Source organism: Sorangium sp. So ce1153 (assembly GCF_051521595.1).
Lineage (GTDB): Bacteria > Myxococcota_A > Polyangia > Polyangiales > Polyangiaceae > Sorangium.
Map to the genome: position 1 here is coordinate 9,647,746 of NZ_CP150361.1, position 16,616 is coordinate 9,664,361.

Consider the following 16,616-nt stretch of genomic DNA (forward strand, 5'->3'; position numbering starts at 1 on the left):
GCCGCCGTGGGGACCTGGCCGTGGTAAGGCGGCTCCGCCACGAGGCGGCGCTCCCCGCGCCGCGCACCGACGTGCCTCCACCACGACCCGACCGAAGCGATCGCCGCATGACCGACGTTGTTGGAAAGCTCTGGGGGTTCTGCCACACGCTCCGCCACGACGGCATCGATTACGGGGACTACATCGAGCAGATCACGTACCTGCTCTTCCTGAAGATGGCCGCCGAGCGGGGCCTCGATCTCTCGCGCGTCGAGCGCAGGGCGCCCGGCGGCGCCCCCGAGGCGATGGACTGCTCCTGGCCCGCGCTGCGCGCGTGGAGCGGGCAAGCGCTGCTCGACCGCTACGCCGAGGTCCTCCGGGCCCTCGACGCGGCGCCCGGCGTCCTCGGGGAGATCTACGCGGGCTCGCAGCCGCGCTTCAAGAGCCCCGCGAGCCTCAGGAGGCTCGTCGACCTCATCGACGAGGTCGAGTGGACGCGCCTCGGCGTGGACATCAAGGCCGCGGCGTACGAGGGCCTGCTGGAGAAGGCCGCCGCCGAGGGCAAGAAGGGCGCGGGGCAGTACTTCACCCCGCGCGCGCTGATCCAGTCGATCGTGCGGTGCATGCGGCCGGATCCGCGGGGCAAGCCGGGCTTCGCCGTCTGCGATCCGGCGTGCGGCACCGGGGGGTTCCTCGTCGCCGCCTGGGAGTGGCTCGAGGCCGAGGCGCGCGGGGCGCTCGATCGGGAGACGGCGGAGCGGGTCAAGGCCGAGGCGTTCTTCGGCCACGAGCTCGTCGCGCGGCCCCGCCGGCTCGCCCTCATGAACCTGTACCTCCACGGGATCGAGCCGAGGATCGCGCTCGGCGACTCGCTCGACGCCCCACCGCCGCGCGAGCGGTTCGACGTGGTCCTGACGAACCCGCCGTTCGGCACGAAGGGGGCGCACGAGACGCCGGGCCGCGAGGACTTCGCGATCGCGACCGCGAACAAGCAGCTCAACTTCATCCAGCACGTGCTGACGATCCTCAGGCCGGGCGGCCGGGCGGCGATGGTCCTGCCGGACAGCTGCCTGTTCGCCGACCAGGCGGGCGAGGTGTTCGAGGTCCTCGCCGAGGGCTGCGACCTGCACACGGTGCTCCGCCTGCCGCGCGGCACGTTCACGCCGTACAGCCCGGGCGTGAAGGCCAACGTCGTCTTCTTCACGAAGGGCCGGCCGACGGAGAAGGTCTGGATCTACGACGCGCGCACGAGCGTCCCCTCGATCACCAAGAAGAGCCGGCCGCTCTCGCCGGCGCACTTCGCCGAGTTCGAGCGGTGCTACGGCGACGATCCCGACGGGCGGGCGCGGCGCGAGGCGGGGAGCTCCCGGGAGGGCCGCTTCCGGAGCCTCGAGCGCCGCGAGGTCGAGGAGCGGGAGTTCAAGCTCGACGGGTTCAAGTGGCTCAGGGAGGAGTCGCCCGACGACGCCGGCGAGCTGCCCGAGCCCGAGGAGCTGGCGACCGACGCGATCCAGGAGCTGGAGGAGGCGGTCGCCGCGCTGGGCCGCGTGCTCGCGCTGCTCGAGGGCGGGGCGAAGGCGGCGGAGGGGTGAGCGGGTACCTGCCCGAGGGGTGGGCCGAGACGACGCTCGCGTCGATCTGCGCGCACCGGAGCGGGAGCTCGAAGCTCATCAAGGGGAAGCTCCACGCCGAGGGGCGACCCGGGCTCTACCAGGGGTTCAGCGCGTCCGGCCCCGACGTGTGGTGCGACGGCTGGGAGCACGAGGGCGAGGCGCTCGTCGTCTCGGCGGTGGGGACGCGGTGCGGGAAGGCGTTCAGGGCCCGCGGGCGGTGGTCGGCGATCGCGAACACCCACGTGGTCTGGCCGGACCTCGGGGCCGTCGACCTCGACTACCTGTTCCTCCACCTCAACAACGAGGCTTTCTGGGTGAAGGGCGGCTCGGCGCAGCCGTTCGTGAAGGTGCGCGAGACGCTGGAGCGCCCCTTCGCGCTGCCTCCCCTCCCCGAGCAGCGCCGCATCGTCGCGAAGGTCGAGGCGCTGCTCGCCGAGGTGAACGCGGCGAAGACCCGGCTGGCCACGGCGTCGCTCATCCTCCGGCGGCTCCGCCAGGCCGTGCTGTCGTCGGCGTGCTCGGGGCGGCTGACGGAGGAGTTCCGCGCCCGCGCATCGCGCGCCGCTCCGTCGGCCGACGGGCTGGCGGAGGCCCCGCTGCGCACGCCGCCCGCGGCGCCGGGGCCGGGCGGCCACGGCGACGCCGGCGCGACGCGCCTGCCGGCGTCGTGGGCCCTGCGCCCGTTCGGCGCGCTGGTGGACAACCACGACGGCCGCCGCGTCCCCGTGAGCTCGACGGCGCGCGAGGCGCGCCGGGGGCCTTACCCCTATTACGGCGCGTCGGGGGTCATCGACGCGATCGATGGCTACCTGTTCGATGGAGACTACCTGCTCATCGCCGAGGACGGGGCGAACCTCCTGTCCAGGAGCACCGCGGTGGCTTTCCCCGCGAGCGGGAGGTTCTGGGTGAACAACCACGCGCACGTCGTCCAGCCGAAGGCCGGCGTGCTGCTCGGGTACCTCGAGCTGCTCCTGAACTCGCTGGATCTCCAGCACCACGTGACCGGCTCCGCGCAGCCGAAGCTCACGCAGGCGGCGCTCAACGGCATCCCTGCGCCGGTGCCTCCGACGGAGGAGCAGGCGGAGATCGTCCGCCGCGCGCAGGCGCTGTTCGCGCTCGCCTGCGCGATCGAGGAGCGCGTGGCCGCCGCCGCCGCCCGCGCCGACAGGCTCCCGCAGACGATCCTCGCCAGGGCGTTCTCGGGCGAGCTGGTCCCCACCGAGGCGGAGCTGGCCCGGGCGGAGGGCCGGGACTACGAGCCGGCGGAGGTGCTCCTGCGCCGGCTCCGGGGGGGGTGAGCGGCCGGGGTCCGGGGCGCGACCCGGCGCCGGCCGCGCGCCGTGAGGCCCGCGTCAGCCGCGGGCCCGCTGCGCGCCGAGCGTCATCATCGCGTCCCAGAACAGCTTCTCGTAGGCCTGGAAGAGCCTCGTCGTGCGGCGGATCGCCCGGGGCTCCACGCCGCGGTCCAGCCCGTCCTGCACGATCGCCACCGCGGTGTCCTCGAACGACGGCAGCCCCGCGAACGCGTCCAGGAAGGCGGTGTGCTCCGGGCCGAAGCCGTACCGCTCGCGGAGCGCCTTGCCCATCCTGCCGCAGTTGAACCCCCAGGCGGGGAAGTTGATCAGCAGGGCGCACGCGATCTCGGCCGCGGAGGCGTTGGCCGCCGCCCAGGCCATCTGGGTGGCGTAGGCGAACCCCTCCGGGGTGACCTCGTAGCGATCCAGGTCGTCCCTGGTCATGCCGAGCTTCTGGCCCATGGCGGCGATCCCGCCGGGCGCCGCGAGCTCGCCCTGGAGGACGCCGCTCCAGAAATCGCGCCAGGGCGTGTCCGCGAAGCGCTGGAGCATCATCGCCATCGAGCGCAGATCGCTGAGCGCCACGTGGTGCTGGTGACCCGGAAAGGCCTTCAGCCCCTCGAGCGTGACCTCGCCCCGCTCGAGGGCGTCCGGATAGGGGTGGGCCCGCAGCTGATCGTCGATGCTACGGAGCTCCTCGCGAATGTCCTTCACCAGCGCGGCCGCGGCCTTCATGGATGCCTCCTCCCGGTCGGGGGGCATCCTACCACCGCGCGGCTCAGCCTCTCCGTTCCTTCGCGCAGTAGCGCTCGACCCACTCGATGAGGCGGTGGTTGTAGAACACCCGGTGGCTCGGCTTGCCGTGCTCCGCGAGGTGGTGGTCGCCGCCGGGGAAGCGGATGAACTCCACCGGCGCCTTGCCCGAGCGCACGAGCGCCGCAAAGAGCTTTTCCGACTGGCCGATCGGGCAGCGGTGGTCCTCCTCGCGCACAGCGTGTCTGGCGTCATGACGGCACGCTGTCCGCCAAGACCCGGACACGACTGCAGGACAACCTCGCTTCGCGCGCCACGTCCGCTCGGCCGCGTCGTTCGCGGCCGAGCGGACGTGGCGCGCCCTCTCCCGAGGAGCTCGCCCGGAGCGTCAGCCGCGCTGCGCGAAGAAGCGGGCGTTGATCTCACGGTAGTGCTGCCAGTCGGCCGGCAGCTCCTCTTCATCGAAGATGGCATCCACCGGGCACTCGTTCTCGCAGGCCCCGCAGCAGATGCACGACTCCGGATCGATATAGAGCTGGAGGCGCGCGAGGCGCGTCTTCCGCTCTCCCTCCGGGATGCGTGCGATCTCGCCGGCCGGGAGCGGCCCGTGGATGCACTCCACGGGGCAGACGGGGACGCAGGCGGTGTCGCAGGTGGCGATGCAGGGCTCGGCGATGACGTAGGCCATGGGGACTCCTCTCCGCGGAACGGTCGTCCGCGCGCCCGCCTCTTCCGCACGGCGCGTGCCCGCGGTCGGAGCGGCTTTTCCCGGGCTTGCGCGGGCCTTGTGCGGCCCGGGCAACGCTCCTACGGTGCCGCGCAACGCCATTTCGGTGGCGTCCCGCCGCGCCCGATGACCGCCTCCGCCGATCGCGCCCTCCGCCTGCTCGCCGACCTCGGCGAGGCCGCGGCGCGCGCGCACACGGAAGCGACGCTCGTCCCTGCGGCGAGCGCCGTGCTCGCGCGGCATTTCCCGCTGCTGCGGCTCGAGCTCCGCCGCGGCGCCGGCGCGCCGGGCGCGCCGGAGGTCCGGCGCGGGGCCGGCGGCGAGACCGTCGCCGTCTTCGCGCTCCGCGACGCGGAGGGCGCCGTCGGCTGCGCCACGATGGCGCTCGCCGAGAGCGCGGCGCTCGACCTCTCCCCCGCCCTGCTCGACGCCGTCGGCCGCCTGCTCGCCGTGGCGCTCCGGCAGGTGCAGGTCCTCGGGCGCGTCGCGGCGATCGCGCGCCGCGCGCAGGGCGAGAAGCGGGCGCTCCGGGAGGAGCTCGATCGCGTCGCGCTGCCGAGGGAGGTGGTCGCGGCAAGCCCGGCGATGCGGGCGATCTTTCAGGAGATGGTGCCGCTGGTCGCCCGGCAAGACACGACCGTGCTGGTGCGCGGCGAGACGGGCACGGGCAAGGAGGTGATCGCGCGCCGCATCCACGCGCTCTCGCGCCGCGCGGAGCGGCCGTTCCTCGCGGTGAACTGCGGCGCGCTGCCCGAGGGGCTCGTCGAGAGCGCGCTCTTCGGCCACGAGCGCGGCGCGTTCACGGGCGCCGCCGGGCGGCACCTCGGGTTGTTCGAGCGCGCGAGCGGCGGGACGCTGCTGCTCGACGAGGTCGGCGAGCTGCCGAGGGCGGCGCAGGCGAAGCTCCTGCGCGTGCTCCAGGAGGGCGAGATCGAGCGCGTCGGCGGCGAGGGCCCGGTGCGCGTCTCGGTGCGGGTCATCGCCGCGACGCACCGGCCGCTCGAAGCCATGGTGGCGAGCACCGCGTTCCGCGACGACCTGTATTACCGGCTGCAGGTGTTTCCGATCGTCGTCCCCCCGCTGCGGGAGCGGCCGGAGGACCTGGAGCCGCTCACGCGCGTCATCGTGGAGAAGGTCGCCGCGAGCTTCGGCCGGACGCCGCCGCGGGTGAGCGCCGAGGTGGTGGCGCGCCTGCGGGCGCACGACTGGCCCGGCAACGTGCGGGAGCTGGAGAACGTGATCGAGCGGTCGATGGTGATGTCGACCGGGGACGAGCTCGTCCTGTCAGCGCCGTTCACCCCGGCGCCCCGGGCGAAGGGGCGCGTCATGACCTATCGAGAGGCGACGCAGCGGTGCATCGAGGAGGCGCTCCGGGCCTCGGGCGGGAAGATCTACGGAGAGGGCGGGGCCGCGGCGGCGCTGGGGCTCAAGCCGACGACGCTGCAAAGCAAGATGCGGAAGCTCGGTATCCGGAGAGAAGGCGGCGAGGAGGGCTGACTCCGAGCGAGCCCTCGGCTGGTCCGCCGTCAGCGCTGGCCGTCAGCGCCGCGCTGCGACGGTCAACGCTCCGCGACGGCGAGCCGCTCGACGGCGCGAATGCCGCGCTGCGGGGGCCAGTAGCGCGCGGCCCAGTCCACCGCCGACTCGTCGGAGAGCACGCGGAGGCCGGCGCGCGCGAGGAGCGCGTGCATGGCGTCGCGGGTGAGCGGCGCCCGGATGGGCTCGCCCATCGAGCGAAACACGCCCTTGATCAGGCGCCGCGACCAGGCGGGGAGATCGTCGTCGGGCAGCATTCCGTAGGTCAGCGCGATGCGGCTCCCGGGCGCCGAGAGGGCCGCTGCGAGGCGCAAGGTGCCCTCGACGGCCTCGGGCGTCAGGTACGGGGTCACGCCCTCCCAGATCCAGAACGCCGGCTCGGCGGGGCGGAAGCCGGCCGCCCGCAGCGCCTCGTCGAGCCGGTCTCGTTCGAAGTCCACCGCGACGCGCGCGAGCCCGGCCGCCTTGAGCTCCGCCGCGGACACGGCGCTCCCCGGGCCTTCCGCGCCGGCGCCCGCGCGGCCGAGCGAGGCGAGCCGATCGGCCTTGTAGCGCTGCGTGCTCGGGTGATCGACCTCGAAGACCTGGACGCCGGCGAGCTCGGGGAGGCGCATCGCGCGGCTGTCCAGGCCGGCGCCGAGGACGACGAGCTGGGACGCGCCCCGCGCGACGGCCTCGCGGAGGGCGTCGTCGATCGCGCGGGTGCGGAGCGCGACGTGGTAGCTCACGCCGAGCAGGGCGAGGCCGAGCCCGCGGTGAACGGCGCGGGCGCTCGCGTTGGCTGCGGGCGAGCCCGCCGACAGCGCCAGCGCGCGCGCCGGGAGCGCGAGCGGCCACGGGACGAGGCGCGCCGCGAGCGGGTCCGGCGCCAGGCGGTAGGGCTCGGGCATCTCGGTGTAGAGCGCCCGCAGGGCGGCGACGATCGAGGCGGTGAGGCTTGGGCGGTGAGATCGCACGACGAGGCCTTGGTTCGCTGTGTGCCGAAAGGGAGCTCCCGCGGCGGCGCCCAGCGTACATGCCGCGCCGCCCTGGCGCCCGTCGCCTCCTCGACCGCAGGCGAGCACGCCCCGCGCGGATCCGGTGGAGCGCCGCGCGCGGGCGGCCGAGCGCGATCGTGCAGTGAGCCGAGGTCGTCGCCACTCCCACGCTCGCGCTCCGTGAGCGAGGTCGAGCCCTTGGCGAGCGGCGCGCTCGACTCGAGAGAACAGCGCATCGCGACGGCGCGATGCGCGCCAATCGCGATGCCCCCGCGGGAGCAGGCGAGACGAGACACCGCTCCGCGCGCAGCCAGCTGGCAACTTTACAGCGGCTCTGGACACGGAAGAACGGCTCCCGGGGCGCGGCGAGTTCTGCTAAAAGCTGTTGGCCGCGTCGAGCGCTTGTCGCGCCTCGGCGCGAGCAGCAAGTCCTTAGAATTAACGGCGAACGTGCCGCGCTGCGCAGCGCGCAGCTCCGGTGAACGGGCCGATACCCATCGAGCGTCAACATGACTTTTCATCGCGAGACTGCACGCTTCACCTTGGTTGGGATCTCCTGTCTGGCCCTCGCCGCTGCGGTGGCGGGCTGCACGGGTAGCTCGGACGGCTCGGACACGGGGGGCGCCGGCGGCAGCGGCGCGGGGACCGGCGGCGCCTCGAGCGTGAGCTCGGGCACGGGCACCCCCAGCGCCACCACCAGCGGAGCTGGCACTCCCACCACCACCACCACCACCACCAGTGGCGCGGGCAACCCCAGCACCACCACCACCAGTGGCGCGGGCAACCCCAGCACCACCACCACCACCGGCACCGGCGATCCCGGCACGACCACCGCGAGCACCGGCGCGGGGACGCCGAGCGGCGCGTGCCCGGCGAGTGCGACGTTCTGCTCCGATTTCGAGGCCGCGGGGCTCCCCGAGGGCGCGACGTACCGTCCCTCGTACCAGGCGGCAGACGCGTTGAACAACATGGAGATCGACGCGTCGACCTTCCACGCTGGCGCGCACTCGCTGCACGTGAAGCCCGGGGGCAGCGGCTATGACTGGAGGATGCTCTCCGTCCCGGCGCCTGGGCCGAAGTTCTGGGCCCGGCTCTACGTGCGCAGCAGCGTGGATATCGGTCAGGCCGAGCACAACGCCTTCTTCCAGGCCATGACGGGCAACGGCGATCCGAACGAGGGTCACAACGTGGAGGTCGCCGAGCAGTTCTGCCAGATCCTCTTGAACCTGCACGACGCCCTGGTCCTCCAGGAGGGTGCCACCTCGATGTGCGGGAGCGGCACGAAGCTCCCCGCGAACACCTGGCATTGCATGGAGGCCTATTTCGACGGCACCAAGGGCGACGTCCAGGTCTACGCCAACGGCACCAAGATCATCGACAAGGCCGGCTGGGACAAGCTCGACTTCAAGACGTTCAGCTTCGGTTACCTCGGCTTCCACGGCCCCGCGCGGTCGATGTGGTACGACGACGTGGCGGTCGCGCCGGAGCGGATCGGCTGCGCCCCCTGAAATCTCTTGACGTCGCCTGAAGTCTGTTGGCGTCTCCGCGCGCCAGCGCACCGACCGCGCCCTGCCCCCCGCTGTCCTCCCCTTCTCACTCTCCCTCCTGATCCACGCTCCTCGGCGTACCGAGCGGGGCTCACCCGCACAGGAGACGGGCCCAGATCGGCGTTTTCGGCGCACAGGCGTGCTCCAGCACGCCGAGCACCGAAAACGTCGAGGTGGGCCCGTATCCGACGCGGGTGAGCCCCGCTCGAGGCCCGTATCCGACGCGGGTGAGCCCCGCTCTCAGAAGCGGATGCGTAGTCCGAGGGCTCCCGGTCCGAGCACCGGTGTCAGCGCCGCGCTCGCGCCCGCCGTCGCGCTGCGCGAGGGCTGCATCAGCAGGCCGGCGACGCCGACGCCCGCGCCGACCGCGAGGGCCGCGAAGCCGGCGTTCGAGACGTTGGCCAGCGTCTTCGCGGTGCTGAGCTCGCCGCCCCAGCTCGGAGGGCAGCGGTCGTCCGTGCACACCTCGGCGAGCGCGTCGGACTTCGAGAGCGTGAGGGCGCCCGCGACCGCTCCGACCACCAGGCCGACCGCGCCCACGCTGAACCCGATCGCCATCAGCGTCGTCCCGGTGCTGTCCGCCGGCGGCTTCGGCTCCTGCGGCCGGGGCGCCGCCGCGGCGCGCGGCGCGAGCGCGCCGGGCGGCGGCTCGTCAGCCAGCGCCGGGATGGTGACGACGATCGAGGCCTGCTCGGACGGCACCTCGACCGCCGTCGACCACTCCTTCTTCCCCGGCGCCGCGGCGCCGACGCGGTGTCGGCCCGGATCGATGGGGAACGGCGCGTTCAGCGCGGCGCCGTTCAGCGGCTCGCCGTCCAGGGTGAGGCGCAAGCTCGCGGGCGGCGCCTCCATCCTGAGCTCGAGCCGCGCGAGCCGCCCCTCCAGCGCCGCGCGCTGCGCGCGCGCGAACGCCTCGCGCTCGGGCGGGCCCTCGCGCCGCGCGACCTCCTCCACCGAGCTCAGCTCGGCCCAGGCCGTCGCGAGCTTGCCCACCTTCTCGTGGCACACGGCGAGGTTGAGCAGGGTCCCTGGCTTCGGCTCGAGGCGCTGGCTCTCCTCGAACTTGGCGCACGCCTCGGGGTACTGACCTCTCTTGAAGAGGTCGCGCCCCTGCCGGAAGAGCGCCTCTGCCATCGGCTTGACCGCGCGCTCCGCGGACGCCGCGCCGGAGAGCGTGACGGCCCCGAGCAGCACGCCGGAGCCGAGGAACGAGAGCCCTCTCTTCATCTCATCTCGCCGGGTCACTCACGTTGGTCGAGGAGCGTGTCGAGGCCGCCGCCATGGCTCAGCGACGTGCCGCGCGCGGCGCTGGCGCCCCGCCGCGGCGTCGGCAGCGGCGACAGGGTCACGTCCAGCTCGCGGTCTCGGTCGGGACTGAGCTTCACCCTCGCGTCCTTGAACCCTGGCTTCCGCAGGACCAGCTCGACAGGCTCGCTCCCGCGCGGCAGCGCGAGCGGCGCGCTGGAGCTCCCGACCCTCCTGTCGCCGATCCAGACGCCGGCGTCCGCGGGCCGCGTCGACAGCCGTACCGCGACCGTCTCTACCGGCGAGGCGGGCAACGGCGCCAGCGGCGCGGCGGCGCTCACGGGCGCCAGCGGCGCGGCGCTCACGGGCGCCGGCGGCGCGGCGCTCACGGGCGCCGGCGGCGCGGCGGAGGCGGGGGCGAGCGCCATGGCGCTCGGCGCGTCCAGCGGCGGGAGCCCCGACGGGTGCCCGACCGCCCACGCCGACACCGCCGCGAGGAGCCCCGCGGCGGCCCCGATCACGAGCTTCCGGCGCCTCGCCGCCGCGCCCCGCGCGACTGGAGCGGAGGACGGCGCCTCGATCGCGGCCACCTCGCGCGTCGACGACCGGCCGTCCGCATTCGCTGCGTGCGCCGGGTCCGCTGCGTGCGCCGGGTCCGCTGCGTGCGCCGGGTCCGCTGCATGCGCCGGGTCCGCTGCGTGCGCCGGGTCCGCTGCGTGCGCCGGGTCCGCTGCATGCGCCGGGTCCGCTGCGTGCGCCGGGTCCGCTGCGTGCGCCGGGTCCGCTGCGTGCGCCGGGTCAGCGCCGACCGCGGTGTGCCCCGACAGCCGGGTGGACGTGTCTCCAGCGCTCGCCGGCGGCACGGGCACGTTCTCCGTGGCCGGGAGGGTGGAGCTCGGCAGCGTGCCCGAGAGCTCCGACGTGGGGAACGTACCGGCATCCGAGCTGCCCGCTGCCCAGCGCTCGGCGGTCGCCGCGGGCCCCGTCGCGACGATGGAGCCCGTCGTCGGGGCGCTCGCGCCCTCCGTGGCCGAGGCCGCCGTCCCCTCCGAGGTCCACGTCGGGCTCTCGCTGGCCTCGCTGCCGATCACCGAGGCCAGCGTCCCCTCCGAGGTCCACGTCGGGCTCTCGCTGGCCTCGCTGCCGATCACCGAGGCCGCCGTCTCCTTCATGGTCCTCGTCGCGCTCCTCGCGCTCGCGGACGCCGCCGGCTCCTCCGGCGCGCGGTCCCGCCCGAGCCCGATCTTCCGCGCGACCTCCAGCAGGTCGGCCACCGCCTTGCTCGCGCTCGGGGGCCTGTCGCACGCGCGCTTCTCGAGCATCGCGAGCACCGGCAGGTCGAGCTCGCGCGGCAGGTCGGCGCAGACGCTCGACATCCGCGGCGGCGGGTCGGACGCGTGCTTGCACATCAGATCCACCGCGGACGCCCCGGTGAACAGGGACCTCCCCGTCAGCATCTTGTGGATCATCACGCCCAGCGCGTAGATGTCCGCGGCGGGCCCTGTCTTCTGGCCGCGCGCCTGCTCCGGCGCCATGTACTGCGGCGTGCCCAGCACGACCCCCGTGCTCGTCTGCTCCGGGTCCTCGCCGTACGCGAGCTTCGCGATCCCGAAGTCGAGCAGCTTCGGGAACCAGGTCCCGTCGCGCTCCGCCGCGAGGAAGACGTTGTCGGGCTTCAGATCCCGGTGCGTGATGCCGGCCTCGTGGACGGCGTCGAGCGCGTCGGCGATGCCGCGCACGATGGGGACGATGGTCGGAAACGGCAGCCGCCGCCGGCGCCGGCACAGCTCGCCCAGCGTCATGCCGTCGAGCAGCTCCATGACGAAGTAGTGCCGCTGCAGCCCCGGGAGCACGCCGAATGAGAAGATATCGATGATGTTGCGCTGGCGGATCGTGTTCACCGCGCGGGCCTCGGCGACGAACCTGGCGACGGCCTGAGGCTGCGCGGCGAACCGCCGGTTCAGGACCTTGATCGCGACCTTCTTGCCGATCAGCGGGTGCTCGCCGGCATACACCTCTCCAAACGTGCCCGCGCCGAGCTTCCGCGAGACGCGGTACTCGCCGACCATCGTGTCCGCGGCGAGGAGCGGCTCGGCGGGAAGGCACAGCTCCGCAGGCAGGAGCGGACTGCCGTCCGCCACACACGATGTAACGCTCTCATCGTACACCGCAGCGCACTTGGGGCACGTCGCCATACTGAGCCATGGAAGCTAGGGGTCGCGTGGTCCTGGCTGCCCCACGCGGGGGCAAGTGGTGATGCAAGCCCCAGCGTATCGAGGTCGCGTGGTCCTGGCTACCCCGATCCCGGGCGCCTCCCGTCGCGCCGGCTCGCCGCCCCGTCACCTCGCCGCCTCGCTGTTCCGGAGCGCCGCGGCGCCCGCGCGGATCGATCGCAGCCGATCGTCGGGCACGAACGGGAGGTCCCGCATTCCTTGTGGATCGAGCCGCTGAGGACGCCGCAAGCCACAGCGCAAAATTCGTCCCACACGCAACCATCACGTTGCCCGAGCCCTCCCCATGTCGTTGCACTTCAGCAAGAAAATGCCGTCTTGGCCAACGCAAGACAAGGTCCCGGCAGCCGCCGCCATCGAAGATGACCTCGCACGCATACGGCCCCATGCAGACCAGGACAGCGCCGTTGCACGGATCGTCGCGCTCGCACGGCGGGGGCTTCAGCGTGTCGAGCAGCACGGGACGGTCGCGCCAGCCCTCGACATCGCATTTCATGACGCGCGACACGCCCCCGCCGGCGCCGCGACACGGCAAGCGCGCCCGCGCGCGGCGGTGCCTTCGAGGGCGGCGCGGGCGCCAGCTCGACGGGCCCGCTCCGCCGCCGCGCTTCGGACACGGCGAGCGCACGGCGAGCGCGCGCGGCGGCGGCGACGAGCGCGCTTGCCGTGTCGCGGCGCCGGCGCCATACCGGCGCCATGGCCGAGGTGGCCAGCGCGCCGCGGGCGTGGGCGCCGCGCCCCCCGGCGCGAACCGTACTGTCAGCCGTGAGCCGTGAGCCGCAGAGGAACGAGGAGCCGTACTGACGGCCTGACCGTGATGACGGCGCGAAGGTAGATACCATGCCGGACCTTGTTTTCCGGGATTTCCCCGACAATACACCCATCCCAGACGACTGCTATAGCTGCGACGGCGCGCCGGACCTGGCGGCGTTGCTGGAGTGGATATGCCCTGATCTCTCGCCCGATGAGGCGGAGCGGCTCGCCGCGATCGGGGAAGCGAGCGACCTCCGACCGGATGTGGTCAGCCTGAAGCGGCTCATCGAAGAGCACGCGAGGCCGTAGGCGCCGCCTGACGCGAAGACCGACGCAACCGACGCAACCGAGAAGGACCAACGAGGCTGGCCGCGGAGCGAACCCGTGACGACCTGGTGTCATGTGTCTGACGTGCGACTCTTGATGGCGCCACCGCGCCTTGCGCCGCCCCCTTTCCACCGGTTTCACCGCGCGACGGCGGCAGATCCAGCCCGGCGCGAGGGCGATGCCCTGGCAGGGCGCCTCGCGTGCCGCTAAGGAGGGGGCGATGTCGAAGATCATCGACCCTCGGCGCCACACGTGGTGCGACACCCCGGTGGACAGCATCGGCCTGCTGGTCGACGCCGACGAGTATTACCCCGAGTTCTACCGGGTCGCCTCCAGGGCGCGGCGGTACCTCCTCCTCGCCGGCTGGCAGTTCGACAGCGACGTCGCCCTGCTCCGCGGCGGGCGGGAGGAGCAGGTATCGAGCCCGATCACGCTGCTGAAGTTCCTGAGCCACCTCTGCGAGATCAACCCCGAGCTCCAGGTTTACATCCTCGCCTGGGACTTCCACCTCGTGTTCGCGCTCGAGCGCGAGTGGCTCCAGCAGCTCGTCTTCGAGTGGACGAATCACCGCCTGCACTTCCTCTTCGACTCCACCCACGTCGAGCGCGCCTCCCATCACCAGAAGTTCGTGGTCGCGGACGGCGAGCTCTCGTTCCTCGGCGGCCTCGACCTGTGCGACCACCGCTGGGACGACCGCAGCCACGCGAACAAGAACCCGTTCCGCGTCAGCCGCGGCGAGCCGCACAAGCCGTTTCACGACGTGCAGGCCTATCTGCGCAGCCGCGCGGTCGCCCGGGCGCTCACCGAGATCTTCACGGATCGCTGGCGGCGCGCCGGCGGCGTGGCCATGACCCTGCCGGACCTCGAGGGGACCGAGCCGACGTTCTCCGACTACCGCCCCGAGGGCGGCATCCCCCTCGAGACCGGGCACGTCACGCTGAGCCGCACCGACCCGCACGGCTCGCCCACCGGCGCCGAGCACTGCACCGAGATCCGCGACATCTACCTCGACGCCATCGACGCCGCCGAGCGCTTCATCTACATCGAGACGCAGTACTTCAGCGCTCAGGTCATCACCGACGGGATCGAGCGGCGGATGCGCGCCGAGGGCCGTCCGCCGCTCGACGTGGTGCTCATGCTGAACATGGAGGCAGAGACCATGAAGGAGCAGATCGCCGTCGGCCTCTCCCAGGCCAAGATGCTCGGCAAGCTGCGCGCGGCCGCGGCCGAGACCGGCCACCGCCTCGGCGTCTACTACACCCTTCCGTCGTGCGGCGAGGACGAGACGGCCGAGCGCGCCACGTACATCCACTCGAAGGTGATGATCGTGGACGACCGCTTCCTGACGGTGGGCTCTGCCAACCTGACGAACCGCAGCCTCTCGATCGACACGGAGATCAACGCCTCGGTCGAGGCGGACGACCCCGACGACGCCCTGGGCCGCTCGATCCGCCGGGTGCGCGCGTCGCTCATCGGCGAGCACCTCGGGGACCTCGAGTTCGATCGTGCTGACGACCTCGTCGCGTACCTCGACGGGCTGGCGAGCCCGCCGACCGGCCCGCGCACGCCCGGCAGCTCGTGCCGCCTGCGGCTCCACCCCTCGCCCACGCCGGACGAGCGCGTGCTGCTCGAGGTCATCGACCCGCAACAGCTGCCGTTCGACCCCGCCGCGGCGGAGGACATCGACAAGCGCCACGGCTCGCTGTTCGTCGGCGGGCTCGGCGTGCTCTGGCGCCACCTCGTCAGCAGCCTGACCGCCGAGAAGTAGGCGCGCCGTTGCCGGCCGTCGGTGGTACATGGTATGCTGGTGTATTAAGGACGACCGAGGACGATCGAGGACGGTTTCTCGAGGTCGGCTCGCACGCTGGAGCGTTGAAGCGACGAGGAGTATGCAAGAGGCAGAGATCACGATCGGGGGCATTTCGGTCCGCGAGCTCGCGGAGCAGTACGGGACGCCGCTCTATGCCTACGATGCCGAGCGCATCCGGGAGAACTTCCGTCGACTCACGCGGGCTCTCCGCAGCTGTTATCCGGAGGTGTCCGTCTTCTACGCCATCAAGGCGTGCAACAACCTGGAGATAGCGAAGCTCCTGGTCGAGCAGGGCTCGGGGGTGGACGCCGCCAGCCCGAACGAGATCCGCCTGGCGCAGGCGCTCGGGCTCTCGGGCGAGCAGATCATCTATACAGGCAACAGCCTCTCGGACGAGGATCTGGCCGCGGGGCTGCGGGCCGGGGTCATCTTCAACGTGGATGATCACGGGATCTTGCGGCGCCTCTTCGCGCTCGGGCGCCCGCGCTGCATGTCCTTCCGGATCAACCCGAGCGGCGAGGACATCGCGACGCCCGATCTGAAGCCGTTCGCCGGCCCGTCCGCGAAGTTCGGGATCCACCCGCGCTACGTGGAGGAGGCTTACCGCACCGCGCTCGAGAACGGGGTCGAGCGGCTCGGGGTGCACATGATGCCTCACTCGCAGGCGAACAAGCCGGAGAGCTTCGCGCACGTGACCGGCAAGCTGCTCGACCTGATCGGCCCGGTCGCGCGGAAGCTCGGCTTCGACCTCGCGTTCCTGGACATCGGCGGCGGGCTCGGCATCCCCTACCGGAGGGAGCAGCCGGCGCTCGACGTCGAGGCCGTGGCCCGCGAGATCACGGCGGTGGTCCAGAAGAAGTGCGCCGAGCACGGCCTGAAGATGCCCCGCCTGGTCATGGAGCCGGGGCGCTACTTCGTGGGCGACGCCGGGTACGTGCTCGGGCGGGTGATCTCGATCAAGCAGGGATACAGGACGATCATCGGCACGGACATCTCGATGAACACGATGGCGCGCCCGGTGATGTACGGCGCTTTCCACGAGGTGCGGATCAACGGCCGCCGCGGCCGGACCGCGCCGATGGCGATGACCGGCCAGGTCTGCGAGAACACCGATATGTGGATCAGCGAGCGCGAGTTCCCCGCGGACGTGGCCGAGGGGGATGTGGTCGTCCTGATGGACGCCGGCGCGTATGGCCACGTGATGAGCTACGACTACAACGGCCGGCTGCGGCCGGCCGAGGTGCTCGTCGACGGCGGCCGGAGCCGGCTGATCCGGCGGCGCGACACGTTCGAGGACATGGTCTCGCGGATGTGCCTCTCCGACGAGATCCAGGAGCGCCTGCGCGCGGCCGCCGCGGAGCCGGCGGGCCCGGCCGGCCGGGGGTGAAAGGCTGAGGCTGAAGACAGATGCCGTTCACGTTCGTCAGCATCGACCACGTGCAGCTCGCGATGCCGCCCGGGCAAGAGCCGCGCGCGGTGGCGTTCTACCGGGACGTGCTCGGGATGGAGCACCTCCCGAAGCCCGAGCCGCTCGCGTCGCGCGGCGGCGCGTGGTTCCGCGCGGGCGCCGTGGCGGTGCACCTCGGCGTGGAGCACGACTTCCAGCCGGCGCGCAAGGCCCACCCTGGCCTCGTGGTGAAGGGCATCGACGACATCGCGGCCGCGCTCAGGGCCGCGGGCCACGACGTGCGCTGGAGCGACGAGCTGCCCGAGGTGAGGCGGTTTCACACGGACGATCCGTTCGGGAACCGCCTCGAGATCATCGACGGCGGCTGACGCGCCGCGGGCCGGGGTGCTCGCCGGGGCCTCCGTCGCATGACCGG

At 72.8% G+C, this 16,616-nt stretch carries 14 protein-coding genes; 8 read left to right on the plus strand and 6 right to left on the minus strand.

Annotated elements, in window-relative coordinates:
* The first annotated feature begins 107 nt into the window (after nt 1-107).
* Both WME85_RS34595 and WME85_RS34600 read left to right on the plus strand, forming a co-directional pair.
* Nucleotides 108-1,571: an N-6 DNA methylase gene (locus tag WME85_RS34595; RefSeq protein ID WP_437827378.1), complete on the plus strand. Its 1,464-nt coding sequence runs from the start codon at nt 108-110 to the stop codon at nt 1,569-1,571.
* Complete coding sequence (locus WME85_RS34600) at nt 1,568-2,890, plus strand: restriction endonuclease subunit S (protein WP_437827379.1); 1,323 nt, start codon at nt 1,568-1,570, stop codon at nt 2,888-2,890. The genes WME85_RS34595 and WME85_RS34600 overlap by 4 nt, the downstream gene beginning before the upstream one ends.
* A gap of 54 nt (nt 2,891-2,944) precedes the next feature.
* Here WME85_RS34600 and WME85_RS34605 read toward each other — a convergent pair whose 3' ends face one another.
* From WME85_RS34605 to WME85_RS34615, 3 genes are all read right to left on the minus strand, one after another.
* Nucleotides 2,945-3,622: a hypothetical protein gene (locus WME85_RS34605; RefSeq protein WP_437827380.1), complete on the minus strand. Its 678-nt coding sequence runs from the start codon at nt 3,620-3,622 to the stop codon at nt 2,945-2,947.
* Nucleotides 3,623-3,665: 43 nt separating this feature from the next.
* Nucleotides 3,666-3,878 (minus strand): alpha/beta hydrolase family protein, encoded by a 213-nt coding sequence (locus WME85_RS34610; protein WP_437827381.1) that lies wholly within the window; start codon nt 3,876-3,878, stop codon nt 3,666-3,668.
* A gap of 150 nt (nt 3,879-4,028) precedes the next feature.
* A complete protein-coding gene (locus WME85_RS34615; RefSeq protein WP_437827382.1) occupies nt 4,029-4,328 on the minus strand; it encodes a 4Fe-4S dicluster domain-containing protein in 300 nt (99 codons plus the stop codon).
* Nucleotides 4,329-4,493: 165 nt separating this feature from the next.
* Here WME85_RS34615 and WME85_RS34620 point away from each other — a divergent pair, with 165 nt between their 5' ends.
* Complete coding sequence (locus WME85_RS34620; protein WP_437827383.1) at nt 4,494-5,864, plus strand: sigma-54 interaction domain-containing protein; 1,371 nt, start codon at nt 4,494-4,496, stop codon at nt 5,862-5,864.
* A 62-nt stretch (nt 5,865-5,926) separates the two neighbouring features.
* Here WME85_RS34620 and WME85_RS34625 read toward each other — a convergent pair whose 3' ends face one another.
* Nucleotides 5,927-6,859, minus strand: a complete 933-nt coding sequence (locus tag WME85_RS34625; RefSeq protein ID WP_437827384.1) for a class I SAM-dependent methyltransferase — start codon at nt 6,857-6,859, stop codon at nt 5,927-5,929.
* A gap of 530 nt (nt 6,860-7,389) precedes the next feature.
* Here WME85_RS34625 and WME85_RS34630 point away from each other — a divergent pair.
* Nucleotides 7,390-8,388: a hypothetical protein gene (locus WME85_RS34630; protein WP_437827385.1), complete on the plus strand. Its 999-nt coding sequence runs from the start codon at nt 7,390-7,392 to the stop codon at nt 8,386-8,388.
* A 279-nt stretch (nt 8,389-8,667) separates the two neighbouring features.
* Here the strand turns inward: WME85_RS34630 and WME85_RS34635 are convergent, their stop codons facing one another.
* Both WME85_RS34635 and WME85_RS34640 read right to left on the minus strand, forming a co-directional pair.
* A complete protein-coding gene (locus WME85_RS34635; RefSeq protein ID WP_437827386.1) occupies nt 8,668-9,654 on the minus strand; it encodes a tetratricopeptide repeat protein in 987 nt (328 codons plus the stop codon).
* Nucleotides 9,655-9,668: 14 nt separating this feature from the next.
* Nucleotides 9,669-11,813 (minus strand): protein kinase domain-containing protein, encoded by a 2,145-nt coding sequence (locus WME85_RS34640; protein WP_437827387.1) that lies wholly within the window; start codon nt 11,811-11,813, stop codon nt 9,669-9,671.
* Nucleotides 11,814-12,743: 930 nt separating this feature from the next.
* Between WME85_RS34640 and WME85_RS34645 the strand changes: the two genes are divergently transcribed.
* From WME85_RS34645 to WME85_RS34660, 4 genes are all read left to right on the plus strand, one after another.
* Nucleotides 12,744-12,965, plus strand: a complete 222-nt coding sequence (locus WME85_RS34645; RefSeq protein ID WP_437303350.1) for a hypothetical protein — start codon at nt 12,744-12,746, stop codon at nt 12,963-12,965.
* Nucleotides 12,966-13,203: 238 nt separating this feature from the next.
* Nucleotides 13,204-14,751, plus strand: a complete 1,548-nt coding sequence (locus WME85_RS34650; protein ID WP_437827388.1) for a phospholipase D-like domain-containing protein — start codon at nt 13,204-13,206, stop codon at nt 14,749-14,751.
* Between the two features lie 121 nt (nt 14,752-14,872).
* Nucleotides 14,873-16,180: a diaminopimelate decarboxylase gene (gene lysA / locus WME85_RS34655; RefSeq protein ID WP_437827389.1), complete on the plus strand. Its 1,308-nt coding sequence runs from the start codon at nt 14,873-14,875 to the stop codon at nt 16,178-16,180.
* A gap of 20 nt (nt 16,181-16,200) precedes the next feature.
* The gene (locus tag WME85_RS34660; protein ID WP_437827390.1) at nt 16,201-16,569 is read left to right on the plus strand and encodes a VOC family protein; all 369 of its coding nucleotides are present in this window, start codon (nt 16,201-16,203) and stop codon (nt 16,567-16,569) included.
* The last annotated feature ends 47 nt before the right edge of the window (nt 16,570-16,616 follow it).

What these genes read in the sequence shown, in the direction of transcription:
- WME85_RS34595 (WP_437827378.1), top strand. Translation starts at nt 108, where the DNA reads ATGACCGACGTTGTTGGAAAGCTCTGGGGGTTCTGCCACACGCTCCGC.
- WME85_RS34605 (WP_437827380.1), bottom strand. Translation starts at nt 3,622, where the DNA reads ATGAAGGCCGCGGCCGCGCTGGTGAAGGACATTCGCGAGGAGCTCCGT.
- WME85_RS34615 (WP_437827382.1), bottom strand. Translation starts at nt 4,328, where the DNA reads ATGGCCTACGTCATCGCCGAGCCCTGCATCGCCACCTGCGACACCGCC.
- WME85_RS34620 (WP_437827383.1), top strand. Translation starts at nt 4,494, where the DNA reads ATGACCGCCTCCGCCGATCGCGCCCTCCGCCTGCTCGCCGACCTCGGC.
- WME85_RS34630 (WP_437827385.1), top strand. Translation starts at nt 7,390, where the DNA reads ATGACTTTTCATCGCGAGACTGCACGCTTCACCTTGGTTGGGATCTCC.
- WME85_RS34635 (WP_437827386.1), bottom strand. Translation starts at nt 9,654, where the DNA reads ATGAAGAGAGGGCTCTCGTTCCTCGGCTCCGGCGTGCTGCTCGGGGCC.
- WME85_RS34645 (WP_437303350.1), top strand. Translation starts at nt 12,744, where the DNA reads ATGCCGGACCTTGTTTTCCGGGATTTCCCCGACAATACACCCATCCCA.
- WME85_RS34650 (WP_437827388.1), top strand. Translation starts at nt 13,204, where the DNA reads ATGTCGAAGATCATCGACCCTCGGCGCCACACGTGGTGCGACACCCCG.
- lysA (WP_437827389.1), top strand. Translation starts at nt 14,873, where the DNA reads ATGCAAGAGGCAGAGATCACGATCGGGGGCATTTCGGTCCGCGAGCTC.
- WME85_RS34660 (WP_437827390.1), top strand. Translation starts at nt 16,201, where the DNA reads ATGCCGTTCACGTTCGTCAGCATCGACCACGTGCAGCTCGCGATGCCG.